Source organism: Providencia sp. PROV205 (assembly GCF_028479505.1).
GTDB lineage: Bacteria > Pseudomonadota > Gammaproteobacteria > Enterobacterales > Enterobacteriaceae > Providencia > Providencia huaxiensis.
The window spans coordinates 72,434-91,115 of the sequence record NZ_JAMPNU010000006.1 but is presented as its reverse complement, the minus strand read 5'-3'; the positions used below and the strand labels follow the sequence as shown (position 1 = coordinate 91,115).

At 42.5% G+C, this 18,682-nt stretch carries 15 protein-coding genes and 1 pseudogene; 5 read left to right on the top strand and 11 right to left on the bottom strand.

Features of this window, described 5'->3' with window-relative positions; all coding sequences use genetic code 11:
* Position 1: 1 nt before the first annotated feature.
* The 5 genes from PR800_RS06450 to soxR form a co-directional block, all read right to left on the bottom strand.
* A complete protein-coding gene (locus PR800_RS06450) occupies positions 2 to 784 on the bottom strand; it encodes a cyclase family protein (RefSeq protein WP_102139160.1) in 783 nt (260 codons plus the stop codon).
* A gap of 14 nt (positions 785 to 798) precedes the next feature.
* Positions 799 to 1,335: a flavin reductase family protein gene (locus PR800_RS06445; protein WP_242685819.1), complete on the bottom strand. Its 537-nt coding sequence runs from the start codon at positions 1,333 to 1,335 to the stop codon at positions 799 to 801.
* 14 nt (positions 1,336 to 1,349) lie between these two features.
* Entirely contained in the window at positions 1,350 to 2,594 is a 1,245-nt protein-coding gene (locus PR800_RS06440; protein WP_166267227.1) for a styrene monooxygenase/indole monooxygenase family protein, read from the bottom strand.
* A 35-nt stretch (positions 2,595 to 2,629) separates the two neighbouring features.
* Positions 2,630 to 3,415 (bottom strand): SDR family oxidoreductase, encoded by a 786-nt coding sequence (locus PR800_RS06435; RefSeq protein ID WP_102139162.1) that lies wholly within the window; start codon positions 3,413 to 3,415, stop codon positions 2,630 to 2,632.
* A gap of 232 nt (positions 3,416 to 3,647) precedes the next feature.
* The gene (gene soxR, locus PR800_RS06430) at positions 3,648 to 4,145 is read right to left on the bottom strand and encodes a redox-sensitive transcriptional activator SoxR (protein WP_102139163.1); all 498 of its coding nucleotides are present in this window, start codon (positions 4,143 to 4,145) and stop codon (positions 3,648 to 3,650) included.
* A 98-nt stretch (positions 4,146 to 4,243) separates the two neighbouring features.
* Here soxR and PR800_RS06425 point away from each other — a divergent pair, with 98 nt between their 5' ends.
* Genes PR800_RS06425 through PR800_RS06410 form a run of 4 tightly spaced genes read left to right on the top strand, consistent with a single transcriptional unit; the run spans position 4,244 to position 9,082 of the window.
* Positions 4,244 to 4,672 carry a DoxX family protein gene (locus PR800_RS06425; RefSeq protein WP_102139164.1) on the top strand — a complete coding sequence of 143 codons (429 nt, stop codon included), beginning with the start codon at positions 4,244 to 4,246 and terminating at the stop codon, positions 4,670 to 4,672.
* Between the two features lie 12 nt (positions 4,673 to 4,684).
* Positions 4,685 to 5,794, top strand: a complete 1,110-nt coding sequence (locus PR800_RS06420) for an efflux RND transporter periplasmic adaptor subunit (protein WP_195698128.1) — start codon at positions 4,685 to 4,687, stop codon at positions 5,792 to 5,794.
* 10 nt (positions 5,795 to 5,804) lie between these two features.
* Positions 5,805 to 8,909, top strand: coding sequence for a MexW/MexI family multidrug efflux RND transporter permease subunit (locus PR800_RS06415; RefSeq protein ID WP_272530412.1), 3,105 nt, complete (start codon positions 5,805 to 5,807; stop codon positions 8,907 to 8,909).
* Positions 8,906 to 9,082 (top strand): hypothetical protein, encoded by a 177-nt coding sequence (locus PR800_RS06410; RefSeq protein WP_166267225.1) that lies wholly within the window; start codon positions 8,906 to 8,908, stop codon positions 9,080 to 9,082. Before PR800_RS06415 ends, PR800_RS06410 begins: the two co-directional genes overlap by 4 nt.
* Before the next feature lie 67 nt (positions 9,083 to 9,149).
* On the opposite strand, the gene arnT is transcribed toward PR800_RS06410, so the two are convergent.
* From arnT to PR800_RS06380, 6 genes and pseudogenes are all read right to left on the bottom strand, one after another.
* Positions 9,150 to 10,796 (bottom strand): lipid IV(A) 4-amino-4-deoxy-L-arabinosyltransferase, encoded by a 1,647-nt coding sequence (gene arnT, locus PR800_RS06405; protein ID WP_102139167.1) that lies wholly within the window; start codon positions 10,794 to 10,796, stop codon positions 9,150 to 9,152.
* A 364-nt stretch (positions 10,797 to 11,160) separates the two neighbouring features.
* On the bottom strand, positions 11,161 to 12,435 hold the full coding sequence (locus PR800_RS06400) for a bifunctional O-acetylhomoserine aminocarboxypropyltransferase/cysteine synthase (RefSeq protein WP_102139168.1): 1,275 nt from the start codon (positions 12,433 to 12,435) through the stop codon (positions 11,161 to 11,163).
* Between the two features lie 286 nt (positions 12,436 to 12,721).
* A complete protein-coding gene (locus PR800_RS06395) occupies positions 12,722 to 13,981 on the bottom strand; it encodes an aromatic amino acid transport family protein (RefSeq protein WP_102139169.1) in 1,260 nt (419 codons plus the stop codon).
* A 276-nt stretch (positions 13,982 to 14,257) separates the two neighbouring features.
* A pseudogene (gene dcuC, locus PR800_RS06390) lies at positions 14,258 to 15,616 on the bottom strand (anaerobic C4-dicarboxylate transporter DcuC).
* Positions 15,617 to 15,867: 251 nt separating this feature from the next.
* A complete protein-coding gene (locus PR800_RS06385) occupies positions 15,868 to 16,323 on the bottom strand; it encodes a regulatory protein RecX (RefSeq protein WP_102139171.1) in 456 nt (151 codons plus the stop codon).
* 270 nt (positions 16,324 to 16,593) lie between these two features.
* Complete coding sequence (locus tag PR800_RS06380) at positions 16,594 to 18,051, bottom strand: DUF4026 domain-containing protein (protein WP_195698124.1); 1,458 nt, start codon at positions 18,049 to 18,051, stop codon at positions 16,594 to 16,596.
* A 253-nt stretch (positions 18,052 to 18,304) separates the two neighbouring features.
* Between PR800_RS06380 and PR800_RS06375 the strand changes: the two genes are divergently transcribed.
* Complete coding sequence (locus tag PR800_RS06375) at positions 18,305 to 18,487, top strand: hypothetical protein (RefSeq protein ID WP_102139173.1); 183 nt, start codon at positions 18,305 to 18,307, stop codon at positions 18,485 to 18,487.
* The last annotated feature ends 195 nt before the right edge of the window (positions 18,488 to 18,682 follow it).

The window sequence follows — 18,682 nt, the reverse complement described above, 5'->3', positions numbered from 1 at the left end:
CTCACCCCACAAGTGCGAGTACACGTAATGGGCTGCCTGAGCCACCTTCAATTTTAAGTGGCGCAGCAACAATCACGACACCAGTCGCAGGCAGTTTGTCGAGGTTCGTCAAACATTGCAGGCCATATTTATTGTGACCATGCATTAAAGTATGGCAAGGGTAAGGAACCGGCCAACTATATGACTGCCCTGCATCCGTATTTATAGTTTCAACACCAAACCCTTTAACATCACGCTGGTGAATAAGCCATTCTACCGCTTCTTGAGATGGCCCCGGCGTGTGCGCACCATCTTCACGCATACTGACGTAGGCAACTGGGTCATTCGCCTTTTTCGACCAATCAGTTCTAAAAAGTACCCAAGCGGCTTTAGGAATTGTGCCGTGCTTTTCTTCCCACTTTTGCAGAAACTCGACAGTTAATACCCAGTCAGGGTTTTGAGCCACTTCCGCACTGGCATCTACCACAACGGCTGGCGCCACAAAGTTTTCCACTGGAATGGTGTCCACCGTATTATTGATTTGGTCTTTACCGCTAATCCAATGAATTGGCGCATCAAAATGCGTTCCGGTATGTTCTCCGCAACTAAAATTATTCCAATACCATGCAGGGCCGTTATCATCGTAGCGAGAAATCTGTTCCATGCTAAATGACCAGACTTGCCCGAACTGTTCAGGCAATTGCAGAGCTGGAAATGAAGGCGATAACGTTTGTGTCAGGTCAATAACTTGAATGTTCCCTTCCTGCAATTGTGTTGCGAATGTCATTAATACTTGCTGGTTCATAGTCTCTTCCTCACTTAAGGCGCGTCATGTAATGCAGTAAAACTACCGCCATGGAACACTAGTGGCTTACCCGTTTCACTGCCGATACGGCGAACATGCCCCACCATCAATAAGTGGTCGCCAATCGTGTCTTGTTTATGGTTTTCACATACCAATGTCGCTATCGCTCCGTGCAATGCGGGAATACCTTCTGGTGTAAGGTGAGTCGCCACATCTTCAAATTTATTTTCGATACGCGGGTTCGCAAAACGCATTGCAAGTTCTTGGTGCCCGTGACCTAAGATATTGATAGTGAAATGAGAGCAATCACGAAATACGGATAAGTTTGGTGAATGGTTCACTAAGCTCCATAACACTAGCGGTGGGTCAAGTGATAGCGATGCAAACGAGTTGATAGTCAACCCAACATCACGGCCATCTGCAGTTCGAGTGGTAACAATCGCAACCCCTGTTGGATAGCACCCCAGCAGATTACGCAATATTTTTGATTCAAATTCGGTATCGCCCCATTCCCTATCACACATGAGTGTATCCTCTGCAATCATAGACATACTGATATCCCCCATTAAGCTCGAGCTTCTTCCATCATTTGCGATTGAATATAGGCCTCACAGGCAGCCCCATCTTTCCACCAAGGGAATAATACGGGCGGGTAATTAAAGGCATTGGCGATGGTGTGTGCTAAGGATGGCAACTGCTGGGCTGCATCTAATAAGTGTAAAATATGGGGCTCAGGAGGGGCGAGTAAGGAATTGGTCCATTCCACAACATGGCGGCCATACTTCCAGAACTGCTCAAATGTGTCATTCATCCACTCGGCAGTGTAAGGCTTATCACCATGGGCTAAAATAGCGTCATAATAGACTTTACAAGCCTTGGTGGCATTATTTGAACCTTGCCCCGTTAGCGGGTCATTGGTTACTAATGCGTCTCCTAGACCAAACACAATGTTGCCTGATGGTAGAGTTAACACCGGTTTTCTCACTGTTGGTGCAAATCTTCCGGCTAAAATGCCATTATCATCAGTTAACTCAACATGATGACAACGCTCTGCTTCCCAAGGTAAATAGGTATTGAGAATTTTTTTACTGTAAGCCAAGTGTTCCTGTGGAGTACGTGCGTCATTCCACTGATCCATCGGCCCTCCGGGGATCCCTTCAAACACCATAATGTGGCAATCACCGCTATTCGTCAGTGATGGGAATACAAAGTACTCACCAACACCGGGGATCAAGTTGAAAGAAACTTGTGAGAACTCTGGCGTTGGTAACATGCCATGCACATAAGTCAATGCCAAGGCGCGTTGTGGTTTGTCATAAGGTGAGCGGCTAGCATCGCGCTCAAGCAGTTTAACAATTTCCCCTTTTCCACCCGCTAACACGACTAAATCATGCGTTTGCGCTAAGTGTTCCAGTTCTGCGACACCAACATCTTCAATACGTAAATTACCGCCACGAGCAGCAAATAACTCCATCCAGTAAGGCATTTTGATACGTTGGTCGACCGCTTGGGCATAATTATCGAGGCGCGAACGCCAAGAAATCACTTTTTCCCCTGCTTTTTCGGGATGAGGAACGGTAAAACCAATGCCTTCAACTGGAGGGCACTGTTCTTCCCAAAAATTAATCCCTAAATCACGTTCAAATTGCAGTGAAATATCGAACATGCACTGGCTCGACATCACTCGGCCATTTTTAACATCATCTGGAGTGCGGTTTGTTGCAACCGTGACTTCATAACCTTTATTGAGTAGGCCTAAAGCTAATGGCATACCCGCTTGACCACCACCGACGATAGCAATACGACGCATAGTATTTTCCTCTACAAAATAGTTAAAGTGGTGTCTTACTGTGCAAGACGGGGAATTGCGGGTTTAGCCTGTTCAGGCCCCATAGCGGAATAACCGCCATCGACAGCGTAATCTGCACCTGTAACAAAACTGGCCAAATCAGACAGTAGGAATGCGACAACTTGAGCGACTTCTTCCGGGTCACCGACGCGTTTTAATAAGTGGTAATCAGCGGCAACACGGTCTGTTTTTTGACGGTCACCCCCCGTGATTTCATCCATAACTCGGGACCAAGTCCACCCCGGAGAAACGGAATTCACACGAATTCCTTCAGCCGCATAATCCATTGCTTGGCTGCGAGTTACCTCCAACATAGTGGCTTTAGAGGCGGGATAGAGCCAGCGGCCTGTTTGGGCGACAGAAGAAGAAATACTGGTAAAATTGACGATGGCGCCTTTGCCTGATTTTGCGAAATGCACTTTGGCAAACTGCGCTGCCATCACCGCACTCACCACATTGATATTCAACGCAGTAAGCCAATCCTGCCTTGTAGATAACTGGCCTTCATCAAGATAAGTGGCTGCCAGATTAACTAAAAAATCGAGTTGGCCATATTTTTGCGCAACACGATCAATGCCTTGTTTAAGTTGTTGGTCGTCAGTGATATCGACAGGAAGAAAATCAATATTGGGCTCACTTTGAGCTACCTTTTCACCATTCAAGGTATCAATGTCAAAAATCGTGACTTTAACGCCGTAGTCACTTAATACCTTCGCAACGGTTGCACCAATTTTGGTCGCTCCCCCAGTCACAATGGCAATCTTATTATTCAAGCCTTTCATCTTTGCTACCCTCTTTTCTTCTCACTTAGTTACAATGAGTTCACAAAAAATTAACATAACGAATAGTTACGCAAATATGTTGGAAAGGGGTAGCCGATGGACGCAAAAAATATCCACTATGTGCGGTAATTTAAATAGCAAGGTGATGATATAAATCGTTAAATAGCCACTTTCAGCAGTGGCTATCCAAATAATGAAAAGTATGATTAATCGCAGAAATTAATAAAGTAACTCATGGACGCTCTAAAATACGGGCACCGGGTCCTCTCCTACCAAGTACATCATCAGGGTTACGCAACGGACAGTCACTGAGTGATAAGCAACCACAACCAATACAGTTATCCAATTCATTACGTAAACGAGTCAATTGCCGAATACGCTTATCTAAAGACTTACGCCACTGTGTCGACATCTCCTTCCATTGCTCTGAAGTTAGTGCGCTATTTGCAGGGAAACGCCCTAATGCCTCTTGAATTTCATGTAATGGGATCCCCGTACTTTGTGCAACTTTAATAATGGCGATATAACGAAGGACAACAGAATGAAATCGTCGCTGATTCCCTTGAGTACGAGTACTTTGAATTAGTCCCTTTGACTCATAAAAATGGACTGTGGAGACAGGCACTCCAGCGCGTTTTGCCACCTCACCCACCGTTAATGCCCGCGTAAAATCAATTTTTCTCCCCTCATTTTTCTGAGGTTTTATCGTTTTTGTGTCTTTGTCCGCCATTTTAGCTCACCTTTGCTTGACCTCAACTTAACTTAAGGTTTTATAGTGCGACCCTGCTAGTTTGTCAATTGAGGTTATTTTTTAAAGGGGATAGGTTTATGCCATCGGTGATTACCAAAATGTTAGAAAGCAATAGCTTATGGCTTATTGCTCGCTTACTAATCTTGGTTTTATTTATTTCATCTGGTTTAGCCAAAGTTTTTGATTATGAAAATAGTCTGGCTGAAATGCGTGCTGCAGGTCTTCACCCAGATTGGTTTTTCAATATTGCTTCTGCTGCTGTCATGTTAGTTGGCTCCGTTCTTGTGCTATTTAATCGTCTTTTATGGCTTGGTACTGGGGCATTAGCCGTGTTTTTGTTCCTCACTATTGTGGTTGTCCACACCTTTTGGAGCTACACGGGAGAACAAGCTCAAATCGCGATGTTTTGGGCTGTTGAACATATCGCCGTTATTGGGGGCTTAATCGCTATCGCCATTGCAGGGCATTTTAGAGGTCTTTATTTCGCGCTAAAAGCGCAGAAATAGAAGGAAAATTTAATGAATAAAAAAACAATAATGACACTTTGTTCCGTTTTAGTTGCTGTTGGGGCGGGTAGCGCGATTTATTCGACCTATGCCCAAAATGAAGAAGACGAACAAGCAGCCTACCAGTATCCACCCGTAAAAGTGGCGTTGGCACCTGTTAGCTTAGATACCGCACCTCGCACTTTTTACGGTGTGGGTGAATTAGAAGCTGGCAGCCAAGTCTTAGTCGCGGCGGAAACCAATGGCCGTATTACGAAAATTGCATTTGAATCTGGCCAACAAGTCAAAAAAGGCCAATTATTAGTGCAACTCAATGATGCTGTTGAACAAGCTGATTTATCACGCTACCAAGCACAGTTGCGTAATGCGGCTCGCTTATACGAAAGAACCCGTTCATTATCTGCGCAACATTTAGTGGCAGAGGCTCAAGTAGATAGCACGCGTGCTGAACGTGATATTGCCCAAGGCCTGATCCGCCAAACCCAAGCATTGATTGCGCAAAAAACAATCCGCGCCCCGTTCGATGGGACAATTGGTATTCGCCAAGTTCATGAAGGACAATATTTAAACCCCGGTGAAGCCATTGCCAGCTTGGTGGATACCCAAACCTTAAAGCTCAATTTCTCTTTAGATGAACAGGCCTCACCGGAACTGCATCAAGGACAAATTGTTGATATTACGGTGGATGCTTATCCCAATAAAACATTCCCAGCCCGTATTACGGCCATTGACCCACTCATCGGTAAGTCACGCACTATCGCCCTGCAAGCCACTCTAGAAAATAGTGATGGCACATTAAGAGCCGGGATGTACGCTAATGTGAATGTGGTTCGCCAAGCCAGTAATGAAGTCATTACGATCCCAGAAACCGCTGTTACATATACCGCCTATGGCGATACCGTGTTTATTACACAAGGTGAAGGGGATGCGATGACCGTCAAGCGCGTATCTGTGAAAACAGGGCAACGTTGGGATGGCAAAATTGAGATAGAGCATGGCTTGAGTGCTAACGATAAAGTCGTCACCTCTGGGCAATTACGCTTAAATGACGGCTCTGCTGTCACCCCAGTTGCTCAAGATACATTGTCTGAACCTGTCGCTAACATGGCTCAAGGTTCATAAGGAAGGCGCAATGAAATTTACTGATATTTTTGTTCGCCGGCCTGTTCTGGCCCTCGTAGTCAGTGCGCTGATTGTCTTAATTGGTTTATTTGCGTTGAGTAAGTTGCCTATTCGCCAATATCCACAGCTAGAAAGCTCGACAATCACCATTGCTACGCAATACCCTGGCGCATCGGCTAAATTGATGCAAGGTTTTGTGACGCAACCCATCGCACAAGCGGTTTCCTCAGTGGAAGGCGTCGATTATCTGTCCTCATCTTCAGTACAAGGAAGCAGCCTTGTCACGGTACGAATGGAACTTAACCGAGACTCAACCCAAGCCCTTGCGCAAGTCATGGCGAAGGTGAACCAAGTTCGTTATAAATTACCGAAAGAAGCTTATGACCCTGTGATTGAGCTTTCCTCTGGGGAATCCACTGCGGTTGCTTATATCGGTTTTTCCAGTACCAATTTATCCATTCCAGCCCTGACAGACTATATTTCTCGCGTTATTGAACCAATGTATTCCTCAATTGACGGTGTCGCTAAAGTTCAAGTCTTTGGTGGCCAACAGTTAGCAATGCGTTTATGGCTGGATGCTGATAAATTAGCCGGCCGGGGGCTAACTGCGGCAGATGTTGCGCAAGCGGTTCGCCAAAACAACTACCAAGCAGCTCCCGGTAAAGTCAAAGGCGAGTTCGTAATTTCTAATGTTTATGTCAATACCGACCTCACTAATGTCGATGAGTTTCGTGATTTAGTGATCCGCAATGACGGTAACGGGTTAGTACGTTTAAAAGATGTGGGAACCATTGAATTAGGAGCCGCTTCCACAGAAACCAGCGGTTTAATGAATGGTGAACCCGCAATTTACCTTGGTTTATTTGCCACACCAACCGGTAACCCACTGGTAATCGTTGACGGCATGAATCAATTAATGCCAGACATCACCAAAACATTACCTCCCGGTGTTAAAGTCGAAATGGCATTTGAAACTTCGCGCTTTATTAAAGCGTCTATTGACCAAGTTATTAACACCTTAGTTGAAGCGTTACTGATTGTTATTGCCGTTATTTACCTGTGTTTAGGGTCAATTCGCAGCGTGATCATCCCAATTTTAGCTATTCCCCTATCAATGTTAGGTGCCGCAGCCTTGATGATGGCATTTGGGTTTAGTATTAACTTACTCACGTTACTCGCCATGGTATTAGCGATTGGTCTCGTCGTCGATGATGCTATCGTGGTGGTTGAAAACGTCCATCGCCATATTGAAGAAGGGAAATCACCGGTTTTAGCGGCTTTAATTGGCGCTCGTGAAGTGGCAGGTCCCGTTATCGCTATGACGATCACCTTGGCAGCGGTATATGCCCCAATAGGGCTAATGTCTGGGTTAACGGGTGCTTTATTTAAAGAATTTGCGCTCACGTTGGCTGGTGCGGTGATTGTTTCCGGTATTGTAGCGTTAACCCTCTCCCCTGTTATGAGTTCCTTCATGTTAAACTCAAAACAGAATGAAGGACGTATGGCGCGTATGGCAGAAACTTTCTTTTCTACCTTAGCCCACTACTATACCATTGTATTGAATTTCTCTTTGAAAAACCGTTGGTTAACAGGTGTTATTGCCATTGGTGTATTCATTAGTTTACCACTGCTTTATCAATCTGCTCCTCGTGAATTAGCCCCTGTAGAAGACCAATCTAGCGTATTAACCGCTATCAAATCGCCTCAGCACGCTAACCTCGAGTACGTAGAACGTTTTTCACGTAAATTACATGATGTTTTCATGGAGTTACCGGAAACGGAGAGTACTTGGATTATTAACGGAACCGATGGCCCTTCCGCCAGCTTTGGGGGAACTAACTTGACATCATGGGAGCAACGCGACCGCGTCGCGTCTGAGATCCAAGGCGACTTACAAGGGCGTGTTGGTGATGTCGAAGGGAACAGCATTTTCGTTTTCCAATTGCCCGCATTACCCGGTTCAACCGGTGGCTTACCAGTCCAAATGGTTCTCAGAAGCCCGCAAGATTATTCGGTACTCTATAAAACCATGGAAGAGATCAAGCAACAAGCACGTGAAAGTGGCCTGTTTATGGTGGTAGATAGTGATCTTGACTACAACAACCCAGTAGTAGAAATCCGCATCAACCGTTCAAAAGCGAATAGCTTAGGCATTCGTATGCAAGATGTCGGTGAATCGCTGACCTTATTAGTGGGAGAAAACTATATTAACCGCTTTGGGATGGATGGCCGTTCCTATGATGTGATCCCGCAAAGTATCCGTAGCCAACGCCTGACACCGGAAGCCCTTTCTCGCCATTATGTAAAATCGGAAGCGGGAACGATGATCCCACTCTCAACCGTGGTCGATATCAACACCCAAGTGGAGCCAAATAAACTCACACAATTTAATCAGCAAAATGCTGCAATTTTCCAAGCAATACCAGCTCCTGGCGTCACGTTAGGCCAAGCTGTTGCCTACTTAGACGAGATAGCCAATGAGCTACCCGCCGGTTTTAGCCATGACTGGCAATCCGATTCGCGCCAATATAAACAAGAAGGAAACACCCTCGCCTTTGCCTTTATGGCGGCGCTCATCATTATTTACTTAGTCTTAGCCGCACAGTATGAAAGTTTAGTCGACCCATTGATTATCTTGATTACTGTTCCACTTTCAATTTGTGGTGCGTTAATTCCATTGGCACTTGGCTATGCGACATTGAATATTTACACCCAAATCGGCTTAGTCACATTGATTGGCTTAATCAGTAAACATGGGATATTGATGGTTGAATTTGCCAATGAATTACAAACCAATGAAGGATTAGACAGGCGACATGCCATTCTCAAAGCGGCACAAATTCGTTTACGCCCAATATTAATGACAACCGCAGCAATGGTGATAGGTTTAGTTCCACTACTCTTCGCCACTGGAGCGGGAGCGAATAGCCGCTTTGGTTTAGGCTTAGTAATAGTCACCGGAATGTTAGTTGGCACACTATTTACCCTGTTTGTTTTACCGACCATTTATACCTTACTCGCCCGTAATCACAGTGCAACCGCGCTAACACCAAGGCGCTATGAGCTTGCCGAAGCGAATCGCCTAATCAAAGAAACTGAGGAGACGTCCCAATGAGAAATACGTTAACTAGCCGTCATCAACGTAACAACCGTACAATCGACGAAGTGGAAGTGAATGCGATGAGCAATAGCATGGCGATGCTATTAATTTATCATGGTCTCCCCGCGGGTCTGGGAAAACCCCATTCCACCTCAAACTCGAACACCTTAAATAAGCCTACGCGCTAAATGTAAATAGCCGCCAAACCTAAATGGTATGGCGGCTATTATCAAACAACATCCCAACCTACTATCGCTATTGGCCTTCATAAAAGGCTAAAACAAGATTACCTTCCCGAATAATAATTGGGTTGCCGGGTAATGCGTCCAACAATTCACGTTGGGAATTTTCTACGACAACCGCCACATCTTTATAATGATAATTTTTTAATAAATCAGGTAGCTGTTTTAAGCTATAAAACCGATTAGCGGCATCTGGGTATTTTAACCCGTAGCCTAACTCCCCAGTTTGGTGAAGCATCGTAATATCACTGCGTTTAAGTACCCATGCTAATGCCGTACCTAACCCGACATTATTGGTTAACAGTATAGGTTTATCCGCTAACTGACGATGATACTTCGCAATCACCTCTTGCGGGGTATTATTACTGGCAATACGCGATGGGATGATATGACCCACCGTTAAACTAATTGCCACCGTACACATTGCAGCTAAATACCAAAACCGTTGTTTGAAAGAGACCAAGGCAACCAATAACCAAAAAATAAACGCGCCCGCGGCTAACCATAACTTCCCACTTTCATCGGCCTGAAACACGCTCAATTTAGGGTAATAAGCAGAAGCAATAATTCCCCCAGCAATAACGCCACCTATCAGTGTGTTAATCAATGCATTCAAACGAATAGGCCGTGTTTTTTTCTCCGTAAGTATTTTTTCAATGTAGGCAGCCATAAGAACCGCAATTGGTGCAATACATGGCAAAATATAGGTCAGTAATTTCCCTTTAGTAATACTGAAGAAAACAAATGGCACAATAAACCACAATAGAAAATAAATATGTAACCCTTTTTGTTGCCATGCATGGCGTAGCGCACCAAAAAGGTAACCTAACCAAGGTAATACCGCGGCGAGCAAAATAGGAATATAAAACCAAAATGGGGATTTATTTTGCGCATTATTCGCCATAAAACGTTGAATATGCTCAACCCAGAAGAAATAATTCCAGAAATCAGGCTCACGGCTGGCAATAACAAAAGCCCAAGGCAAGCACACGACAAAAGCAGTAAATAGCGAGACAAATGAAAAAATAAACACTTCTTTGAATTGCTTAAAGTAAATAGCTGCAACCGAACAAACAAGCACAGGCAGCACTAACACAAGAAAGCCTTTTGTTAATACCCCTAACCCACAAGCTACCCCCATCATGATAAAAGCGAGCAATTGATGAGAGAAGGATTTTGTTGTTAACCCCCATTGGAAAAAGAAAATTACCATTGTGATAAATGCTGTCACGATGGGGTCAAGAATATTGTAGGTGCCGATAGTAAAAACCATCAACATGGAAAGATAAATAAACACCGCATTGAAAGCGAGCCGTGAGTTTTTCCAAGCCATTTTGGCACTGAGGTAAACAAATAGCCCGCTGACTAATGTGCTAAATACCACGCCAAGGCGAACCGAAACGTTGTTTTCACCAAATAACATTTGGAAAATAGCCCCGACCCAATAACCAAAAATAGGTTTTTCAAAATAGCGGATATCTAAAAGTTCAGGAACGCTCCAATTATAACTAATAATCAATTCCCGGCTAATTTCTGCATACCGTAGTTCATCCGGTTGCCACAATAACCTACCGTTTAACGGTAAAAAATAGGTTACTAGAACAAAACCAAATAACAGACACCATTTTAGGTAGGCAACTTTATTGTTTGCCATAATCATCTCATCTCAACCATTCTTGTTATTGATATTTAATAATTTTATTTCATCTGAACAAACATACTCTTTTTATGTAGCTATTATCGTTATGCCAATTAAACCCCATTTAAACAAGTCAAAAGTTGATTGGTATAAATATCGCTGTATATAAACAATTAATAAATGGAAACTCCATTTTATCGATAAAGAGATAAGAATTGCAGATTAAGACTAAATATATAAAGAATAGTTCAGTCTTTAAAAATAAGGTAAACATTAATGTGTTCTTAATATTAACCATTAATACAGAAATGTGTACCGCGGTCTATAAACAACAAAACCGGTCAGGGCATTCGCCATAACCGGTTATTATTCATACCAAATAGTTCTATTTAGCCGCGACGAGTGCTTGTTCAAGGTCGGCTAGAATATCATCGATATGCTCTATTCCAATTGATAAGCGGATCATGTCTCGGGAAACCCCTGCTTGTGCTAACTCTGCATCATTAAGTTGACGATGCGTCGTTGATGCAGGGTGGCAAGCGAGTGATTTAGCATCACCAATATTCACCAACCGCACAATCAGTTTCAAAGCATCAATAAAGCGCGCCCCCGCTTCTTGTCCACCTTTAATACCGAACGACATAATACTGGCTGGTTTACCGTTCATATATTTTTGCGCCAAACCATGTTCAGGGTTACTCGGTAGCCCTGCATATTTTACCCACTCTACTTGTGGATGATTTTCGAGGTAGTTCGCCACTTTTAGCGCATTTTCGGTATGCCTATCCATTCTTAGCGCGAGGGTTTCTAAACCTTGTAAAATCAGGAATGCATTAAACGGTGATAATGCAGCACCCGTTCCGCGCAATGGCGCAACACGGCAACGAGCAATAAAGGCCGCTGCGCCAAAATGTTCGGTATAACTGACGCCATGATAAGCCACATCCGGCTCTATCAATAACGAAAAGCGATTCGGGTATTTTGTCCATGGGAACTTACCTGAATCAATAACCATTCCACCAAGTGATGTGCCGTGACCACCGATATATTTGGTCAATGAATGAACCACGATATCTGCGCCATGTTCAAATGGACGACATAAATACGGTGTCGCCACCGTGTTATCGACAATCAAAGGAATACCATGGCGGTGCGCAACTTCAGCGAGTGCTGCAATATCAACAATAAAGCCCGCAGGGTTTGAAATCGACTCACAAAAAATAGCCCGCGTCTTATCATCAATCAGCGCATCAAATGCAGCGAGATCGTCATGCTCCGCAAACCGTGTTTCAATGCCTAAGCGCGGCAGAGCATGGGCAAATAAGTTATAGGTTCCACCATACAATTTAGCGACAGAAACAATGTTGTCCCCTGCTTGTGCGATAGTTTGAATCGCATAAGTAATTGCCGCCATACCGGAAGCAACAGCTAAACCAGCGACACCACCTTCAAGCGCAGCAACACGTTGCTCTAGAACATCATTCGTTGGGTTCATAATTCGCGTGTAAATATTACCCGCGACTTTTAAATCAAAGAGATCGGCACCGTGCTGAGTATCGTCAAAAGCATAAGAGGTGGTTTGGTAGATTGGCACGGCAACGGACTTAGTGGTAGGGTCAGGAGAGTAACCGGCGTGAATCGATAATGTTTCTAATTTCATTAGTTATCCTTGTTACGACGCACTGGAATAGGTACAGCCAGAGGTAGTGATTACGTTATTATGATGCTGTGATAACCTTAGATATTACCTAAGCCGCTACACCGAGCAACTACTTGCACTTGAAATTATTTCACATTGATAGATGTGGTGAGGGTGATTATCACACTCTTCAGCTTAAAAATTAGTTATATCAATGTCTATCCTTATAACCTATTTCATATTGATATAAAAAAAGCCACAACCTTTACAGGTCATGGCTCTGCGTCTTATAAAACTTTATTTATAATTATAGAAAAGCACCATAAATAACTGAAGTAATAGAAGCTAGCCCACAAATAAAGGTGAATATTTGGGCAGGCTTTGACGTACTGTATTTCTTCATTGCAGGAACAATATTCATCGACACAACAGGTAGAATGAATAGGATAGCGGCAATCATTGGTGCCCCCATCGTTTCAATCATGCCTAAAATACTTGGGTTACGAATAGTCACAATCCAGGTTGTAATCACAATAAACAACATGGATGCCATTTCAATTTTCTTCACAGAGAAAGAAGAACGAGATTTAATTAACCCAACTAAACCTTCGTGAGCCCCTAAGAAGTGACCAAAGTAACTCGATACAATCGCAGCAAAAGCAACAATTGGCCCTAAATAAGACAAGATTGGCGATGGATTGATATTCGCGATATGTGATAACACACTGATATTTTGTTCTTTCGCAACGGCAAGCTCTGCTGGGCTTAGTGATAACACCACAGAGAAAACGAAAAACATCACAAAGCCTGTCAGCATTAATGCAGCACCACCCGTGATCATATCTGTTTTCACAATAGCATTATTACCAAACTGCTGACGTTGGTCTTTAGTAAATTGACTGATGATTGGGCTATGGTTAAATGAGAATACGATTAGTGGGATCGCCATCCAAACAACCACAGGCATTGCACTCCAATCAGGAGCCACCTCTAACATTGACGTATTCCATTCAGGAATTAAATATAATGATAAAGCTAATAAAATGAACACCAAAGGATAAACCATTAGAGAAGTAAGCTTTAACATAAGCTCACGACCAAACACCACCCCAGCAGTCATTGCAGCAATCAGGACCCCAGACAGCAACCATCGTGGCAGTGGTTCTATTTCGAGTTGATTTACCAAGAACGAATCAACGGTATTTGTGATACCTACACCGTAAATCAATACGATAGGGTAAATAGCGAAGAAATAAGCAAACGTAATAATATTTGCGCCTACTTTACCAAAGTGCTCTTCTACCGTATCTGTAATATCAGCATTTGGATTTTTTGAAGATAAAACAAAGCGTGCTAGCCCTTTATGAGCTAACCAAATCATTGGAGTTGCAATTATTGCCAATATTACTAATGGCCAAAACCCCCCGGCCCCTGCTTTAATTGGTAGAAATAAAACACCAGCCCCCACTGCGGTACCGAATAAAGAAAGTACCCAAGTAAAATCCTTATAGGTCCACTTACTAACAGGTTTATCTGCTGTATCTACTGTTTTTTCAATTGTGCTCATCTTGTGTTCTTCATCATTAACGTTATTAAAATAAGATGTGCAGATTTTGCATTAAATAAGCAACAGTGCCTAATTTAATTACGCTATTTTTTTCAACTTTTTGGCGTAGATCTCGTTAATAACGTAAAAAAAATAAATACCACGTAATTATTCTGTGAATAAATAATTTCGCAATTAATTAAAAAAGTAAATTTTAGATATAAAGTATTTAATTTTTAATTTGAAAAATGGCTGAGCCATTTGCTCAGCCATTTTTTTACCTGAAAAACTGAAGTTTTATAGGTAGACTGGAACTAATATTTCTGTCGCAATCACCACCACAACCAATCCAACTAATACTGGAATTGACGTTCTTTTTACCACTTCAAAAGGAGAGATTTTTGCCATACCAGATACGGCCACGACCACACCTGATACAGGCGATAAAGTCCGTCCTAAGTTAGAGGCTTGCAACATTGGGATCACTAAATAAGCAGGATTGACGCCCATTTGTTTTGCTAAATGAGGGATTAGCTCAACAAACGCATAGAACGGTGCATTCCCCGAGCCCGTTGTCATCGCAGCTAACATCGTAATCACGACCAAGGCAATCATCATCACAATTGCACCTGAACCAAATGATTGTGCGAGGTCAATTAGCCCTTTGATGAAACCAATGGTGCTTAAACCCTGAGCAAAGACCCCAGCGGCGACTAACAACATCACAACCGTTGCAAATGCATCGGCCATTCCTCTATAACAAACTTCTAAACCACCATAGACGTGTTTAGCGCTGAAGCTGCGTAAGAACTCAATGACTGCCGCTAAAATAATGCAGCCAACAATAATAGTTACAATATGCAATTCAGGCGCCCATTTACCATCAAACACTTAAACACCGATAATTGGCGTAAAAGGTAAGATAGCGTAAAAAGCAGGTGCGTGTGTTTTGATTTCATTGACGTCTAACATTTCTGTTTTGACGTTCTCTTTTCTGTCTAAATAACGTTGCCAGAAGAAGTGTGCAATTGACATTGCCACAATTGCCGCAATAGAAATCGGTAAGGTTGTTTTAAACGCAAAATCAATTAATGGCATTTCAGCTGCTTTTGCCGCCAAAATAACGTCACCGGATGTTGGCGCTAAAATAATTGCCGCTGGCGATGCACAAATTGCCGCTGCTGCACCACGACTGATCCCAACATTCACCATGACAGGGAATAACGTCGCCATCAGTAATACACCAAGGCCTGTCGCAGAGGAAACCGCTAACGACATCAAGCATGCCACAATATAAGCGGCAACCATCAACAAATAGGGGGAGTTGATCATTTTTAATGGCTTAGAAGCAATTTTTACCACAACATCATTTGCCCCAATGTGAGTCATATAAGATGCAAACCCACATAACACCATGATCATCATACCAAGGTCGCCACCTCGGCTCATTAATAGGAATTTTATGTATTCCAGAATATCTGTTACGCGCCACCCCGTCGTCGGAACAGAACCTGGTAAAATACTTTTGCCCATAATCGCAGTAATGATCAGAAGTAAAATACCCCCTGTCATTAGCACACCCGTTGCGGAATATCCTTTTATGATATAACGCCCAACTCCAATGGCGACAATAACGCCGATTAAGAGCTCAATCATTTATTTCTCCTGCCTGTCTTATTTTGTAATTATAAAAAATCACTCTGCCTAATCATTAAGCAAAATTCACTGACTATGATCATATCAACAGATGATTTTTAATATAGAAATACGTTAAAACACAAGAGGAATAAATAAAAAATCTTTTTTAGGCGGCAGTTTACAGTCGATATCCCCATATATTAATAAAGAATAGGAAGATCAGCTTAGTTTAGCTATGTCATGTTTTTCACATTAAGGGGGGAAATTGATTAACTAAATAACTCATAAATCATATCACCAAAAAAACCGCGATATTGCAGATAACGAATTTGCTTACTTTTTTCTTTAAAGTCTTTAGGAATACTATCCCCAAATTTCTTACTGCGTACCAGTGCGGCCTTTTCAAACCAATCTACATCTATAGTGGCAAAATGTTTTTCCACAATCGTTTCAGTAAAACCTTTCTGTCGCATTTCTTGTTTTATCCGCAATGGCCCATATCCCTTGCGCAGATAACCTTGCATTAATAGCCCTGCGACACGGTCGTCATCAAGAAAATGTTGCTCACTTAATCTTTCAAGCACCAATTCAATTAAAGGCTCATCAATAATACCTTCATTTTTCTCATACATACGCCGTTTCATACGCGCAAATAGCTCAGCTTTCCCATAATCACGGCGGGAAAGCATAAACAAGGCATATTGGTAAAGCTCGGTTTCATTCATGGCGTTAAACTTTCATCATTAAATTGGGCGCATTGCGCGCCCAGTCTAACATAAACCTTTGTACTCTAGCTTGAATAAGTATGTGATTCGGATGGCGGAGCTCAGTCAACCCCCATGCAGTTTGAATCGTGACACGTATATACTCTAAATAATTCAAGTTGCATGTAGGCGACAAACGAAGACAGACCGATGAGCATACATAAGTATGTGATTCGGCTGGCTGAGCGCAGTCAACACCCATGCGGTTTGAAGTATGACGAGTATGACAAGTTAGTGAACTTGAGCGCCACTTAACAATTTATATATCGTATCAGGAGTATAACTGCCATCTTGGAAATAAATTGTCCAATCCGTAATATCGTCGCGCGTTAATGGATAAACTTCCCCTTCTTGCATATTTTTCACATAAAAAGGATGGTTAATTAAACGCCCTTCAAACTGGTCACCATTCCAAGAAACGGGTTCAAACCACATATGTTCATGACCATCGAAGTCTTCTTCTGCGTCATGATAGCCAATACCGCATTTCACCAAAAAGCGCCATTCTGAATCTTCAGCTTCCTCGTTTTTACCGAGGAATTTGGCAAAGAAACCTTTCTTCTGAGCCACTGGCTTTGGCCCGTAGTTATCTAACATATGCGTGAAATATTCCCAACGTAATTTGGCTTTACGGGACATATCAGCGGTTTCTTCATCTGTACGCATAAACATCATCGCGTTTTGGTCTTCAAAGCCTTCAAAGAAACTTTCTAATACAGGGTTTTCTTGTGTCACACGGAACAACATCGCGGATGGGTGCTGATGAGATTCATCTCTATCATGCCAATCTCCCATAAAGCGCTCTGATGACGCATCTCCAAACTCGAAATTCATCTCTTCAAGTGGCTTCAAGTCATCAATTGGCGTTGATTTACCCACGTGCAACAGACCTTCTTCGAACGGTACTGCAACTAAATACTCATAGCCTGCTTGGGTTTGACCAATAAAAATAGGTTCATTAAACACGATTTTTCCGTGAGTAATACTGTTATTTACGAAGCTCCAAAACAGTTCGGGAATACCATAATAAGAAGCGATCGGGTGAGGTATAATAATTTCCGCTTCAGATAAACCACAGCGAGCCAAACCGTGCGTATGGAACCAATACATGGTCGGGGCGCGCTCTTCTTCTGGCTTGTCTTCATTATCTTCTTGGTCATAAATGGCATGAACAACATATAAAGAATCAATACTTGGCATTAAGTCATCAATGAGTTGGAAATTAAGCCACTCACGAGTAAACACTTTCCCTGCGGCAGAAATATCCAGGCCCAGTAATAAATCGGGTACCAAGATTTGAATGACCTTCAGCTGCTGAAGGTAATTAACCAATGGTTGCCCTTGAAATAAGCACTCAACAATCACCGCTTGAGGGGCTGCGCTTGCCTCTGCGTACAGTTCGGGGCTGATTGGGTCAGTGGCAAAATAAGGGTTGATAGTATATTCCGGGTCGCTATCCACTAAAGCGATATAAAAACGTAATTCTTCTTCATCTTTTTTGCAGCTAAAGAAAAAGCCGCCGTCCTCTGGAATATAATCTATTTCGCCATCAGTAAAATACGTTTGCTCTTCTAAACGCTGCTCAAGTAATAAAGACGTCAGCTCAGAGCCTGGGACAGCAACCATCATTGATGCTTCTTTTTCGCCCTCACCTGCTGCGGTATCAAGGTAATATTGTTTATTATTCATTTTCAGACCTATTAATAAGTGACTCTGGCGAGGATATCAGCTTATATTCATTAAGAATATTGTGATTATTCTTAACAAACAGAGATTGTGATTTGATCCTTCATATTGTAACTAAGTTAATAAATAATCATTATTCGACAATCAGTTATTCTACTTTTCATACTGTATTGACTGAGGCACAATAATGCTCTTTCTTTAGTTTGCTTTAAATTGATAAAGCAAAAAGTTCTATTTCAATAAAGGTAATTCAAATATGGCTGATTTAACCAAAGCACAAAAAGAATATGTCGATGACCTCGCAATGCAACGTGTTTTCGATATGAACAGCGATGAAGTGTTGGTCAACGCCTTAGAACAAAAAATTCACCAAATGGAAGACCATTTGAAAGCCTATTTTCATGAGCGTGTTAAGTTTCATCAGCAAACTAAAAAATAGCCTTTTCCCCGCTCAGTGCCGATGCTGTTTATGATATCGGCACCTGTTTTGCCCCTTTTGAGCGGCTATTCTTAAATAAACAATAAACGCATATTTATTTGGTTCTATTTATCAACAAAAAAGCATTAAGCGCCATCTAAAAATGGGCCTCTAATGATAGAATTATCATCATCACTGTACGACTAATAACAATTT

Excerpts from the sequence above, each read along its gene's own strand:
- PR800_RS06375 (WP_102139173.1), top strand. The coding sequence starts at position 18,305 with ATGGCTGATTTAACCAAAGCACAAAAAGAATATGTCGATGACCTCGCA.
- PR800_RS06425 (WP_102139164.1), top strand. The coding sequence starts at position 4,244 with ATGCCATCGGTGATTACCAAAATGTTAGAAAGCAATAGCTTATGGCTT.
- PR800_RS06450 (WP_102139160.1), bottom strand. The coding sequence starts at position 784 with ATGAACCAGCAAGTATTAATGACATTCGCAACACAATTGCAGGAAGGG.
- PR800_RS06400 (WP_102139168.1), bottom strand. The coding sequence starts at position 12,435 with ATGAAATTAGAAACATTATCGATTCACGCCGGTTACTCTCCTGACCCT.
- PR800_RS06415 (WP_272530412.1), top strand. The coding sequence starts at position 5,805 with ATGAAATTTACTGATATTTTTGTTCGCCGGCCTGTTCTGGCCCTCGTA.
- PR800_RS06420 (WP_195698128.1), top strand. The coding sequence starts at position 4,685 with ATGAATAAAAAAACAATAATGACACTTTGTTCCGTTTTAGTTGCTGTT.
- PR800_RS06395 (WP_102139169.1), bottom strand. The coding sequence starts at position 13,981 with ATGAGCACAATTGAAAAAACAGTAGATACAGCAGATAAACCTGTTAGT.
- arnT (WP_102139167.1), bottom strand. The coding sequence starts at position 10,796 with ATGATTATGGCAAACAATAAAGTTGCCTACCTAAAATGGTGTCTGTTA.
- PR800_RS06440 (WP_166267227.1), bottom strand. The coding sequence starts at position 2,594 with ATGCGTCGTATTGCTATCGTCGGTGGTGGTCAAGCGGGTATGCCATTA.
- soxR (WP_102139163.1), bottom strand. The coding sequence starts at position 4,145 with ATGGCGGACAAAGACACAAAAACGATAAAACCTCAGAAAAATGAGGGG.
- PR800_RS06445 (WP_242685819.1), bottom strand. The coding sequence starts at position 1,335 with ATGTCTATGATTGCAGAGGATACACTCATGTGTGATAGGGAATGGGGC.
- PR800_RS06385 (WP_102139171.1), bottom strand. The coding sequence starts at position 16,323 with ATGAATGAAACCGAGCTTTACCAATATGCCTTGTTTATGCTTTCCCGC.
- PR800_RS06380 (WP_195698124.1), bottom strand. The coding sequence starts at position 18,051 with ATGAATAATAAACAATATTACCTTGATACCGCAGCAGGTGAGGGCGAA.
- PR800_RS06435 (WP_102139162.1), bottom strand. The coding sequence starts at position 3,415 with ATGAAAGGCTTGAATAATAAGATTGCCATTGTGACTGGGGGAGCGACC.
- PR800_RS06410 (WP_166267225.1), top strand. The coding sequence starts at position 8,906 with ATGAGAAATACGTTAACTAGCCGTCATCAACGTAACAACCGTACAATC.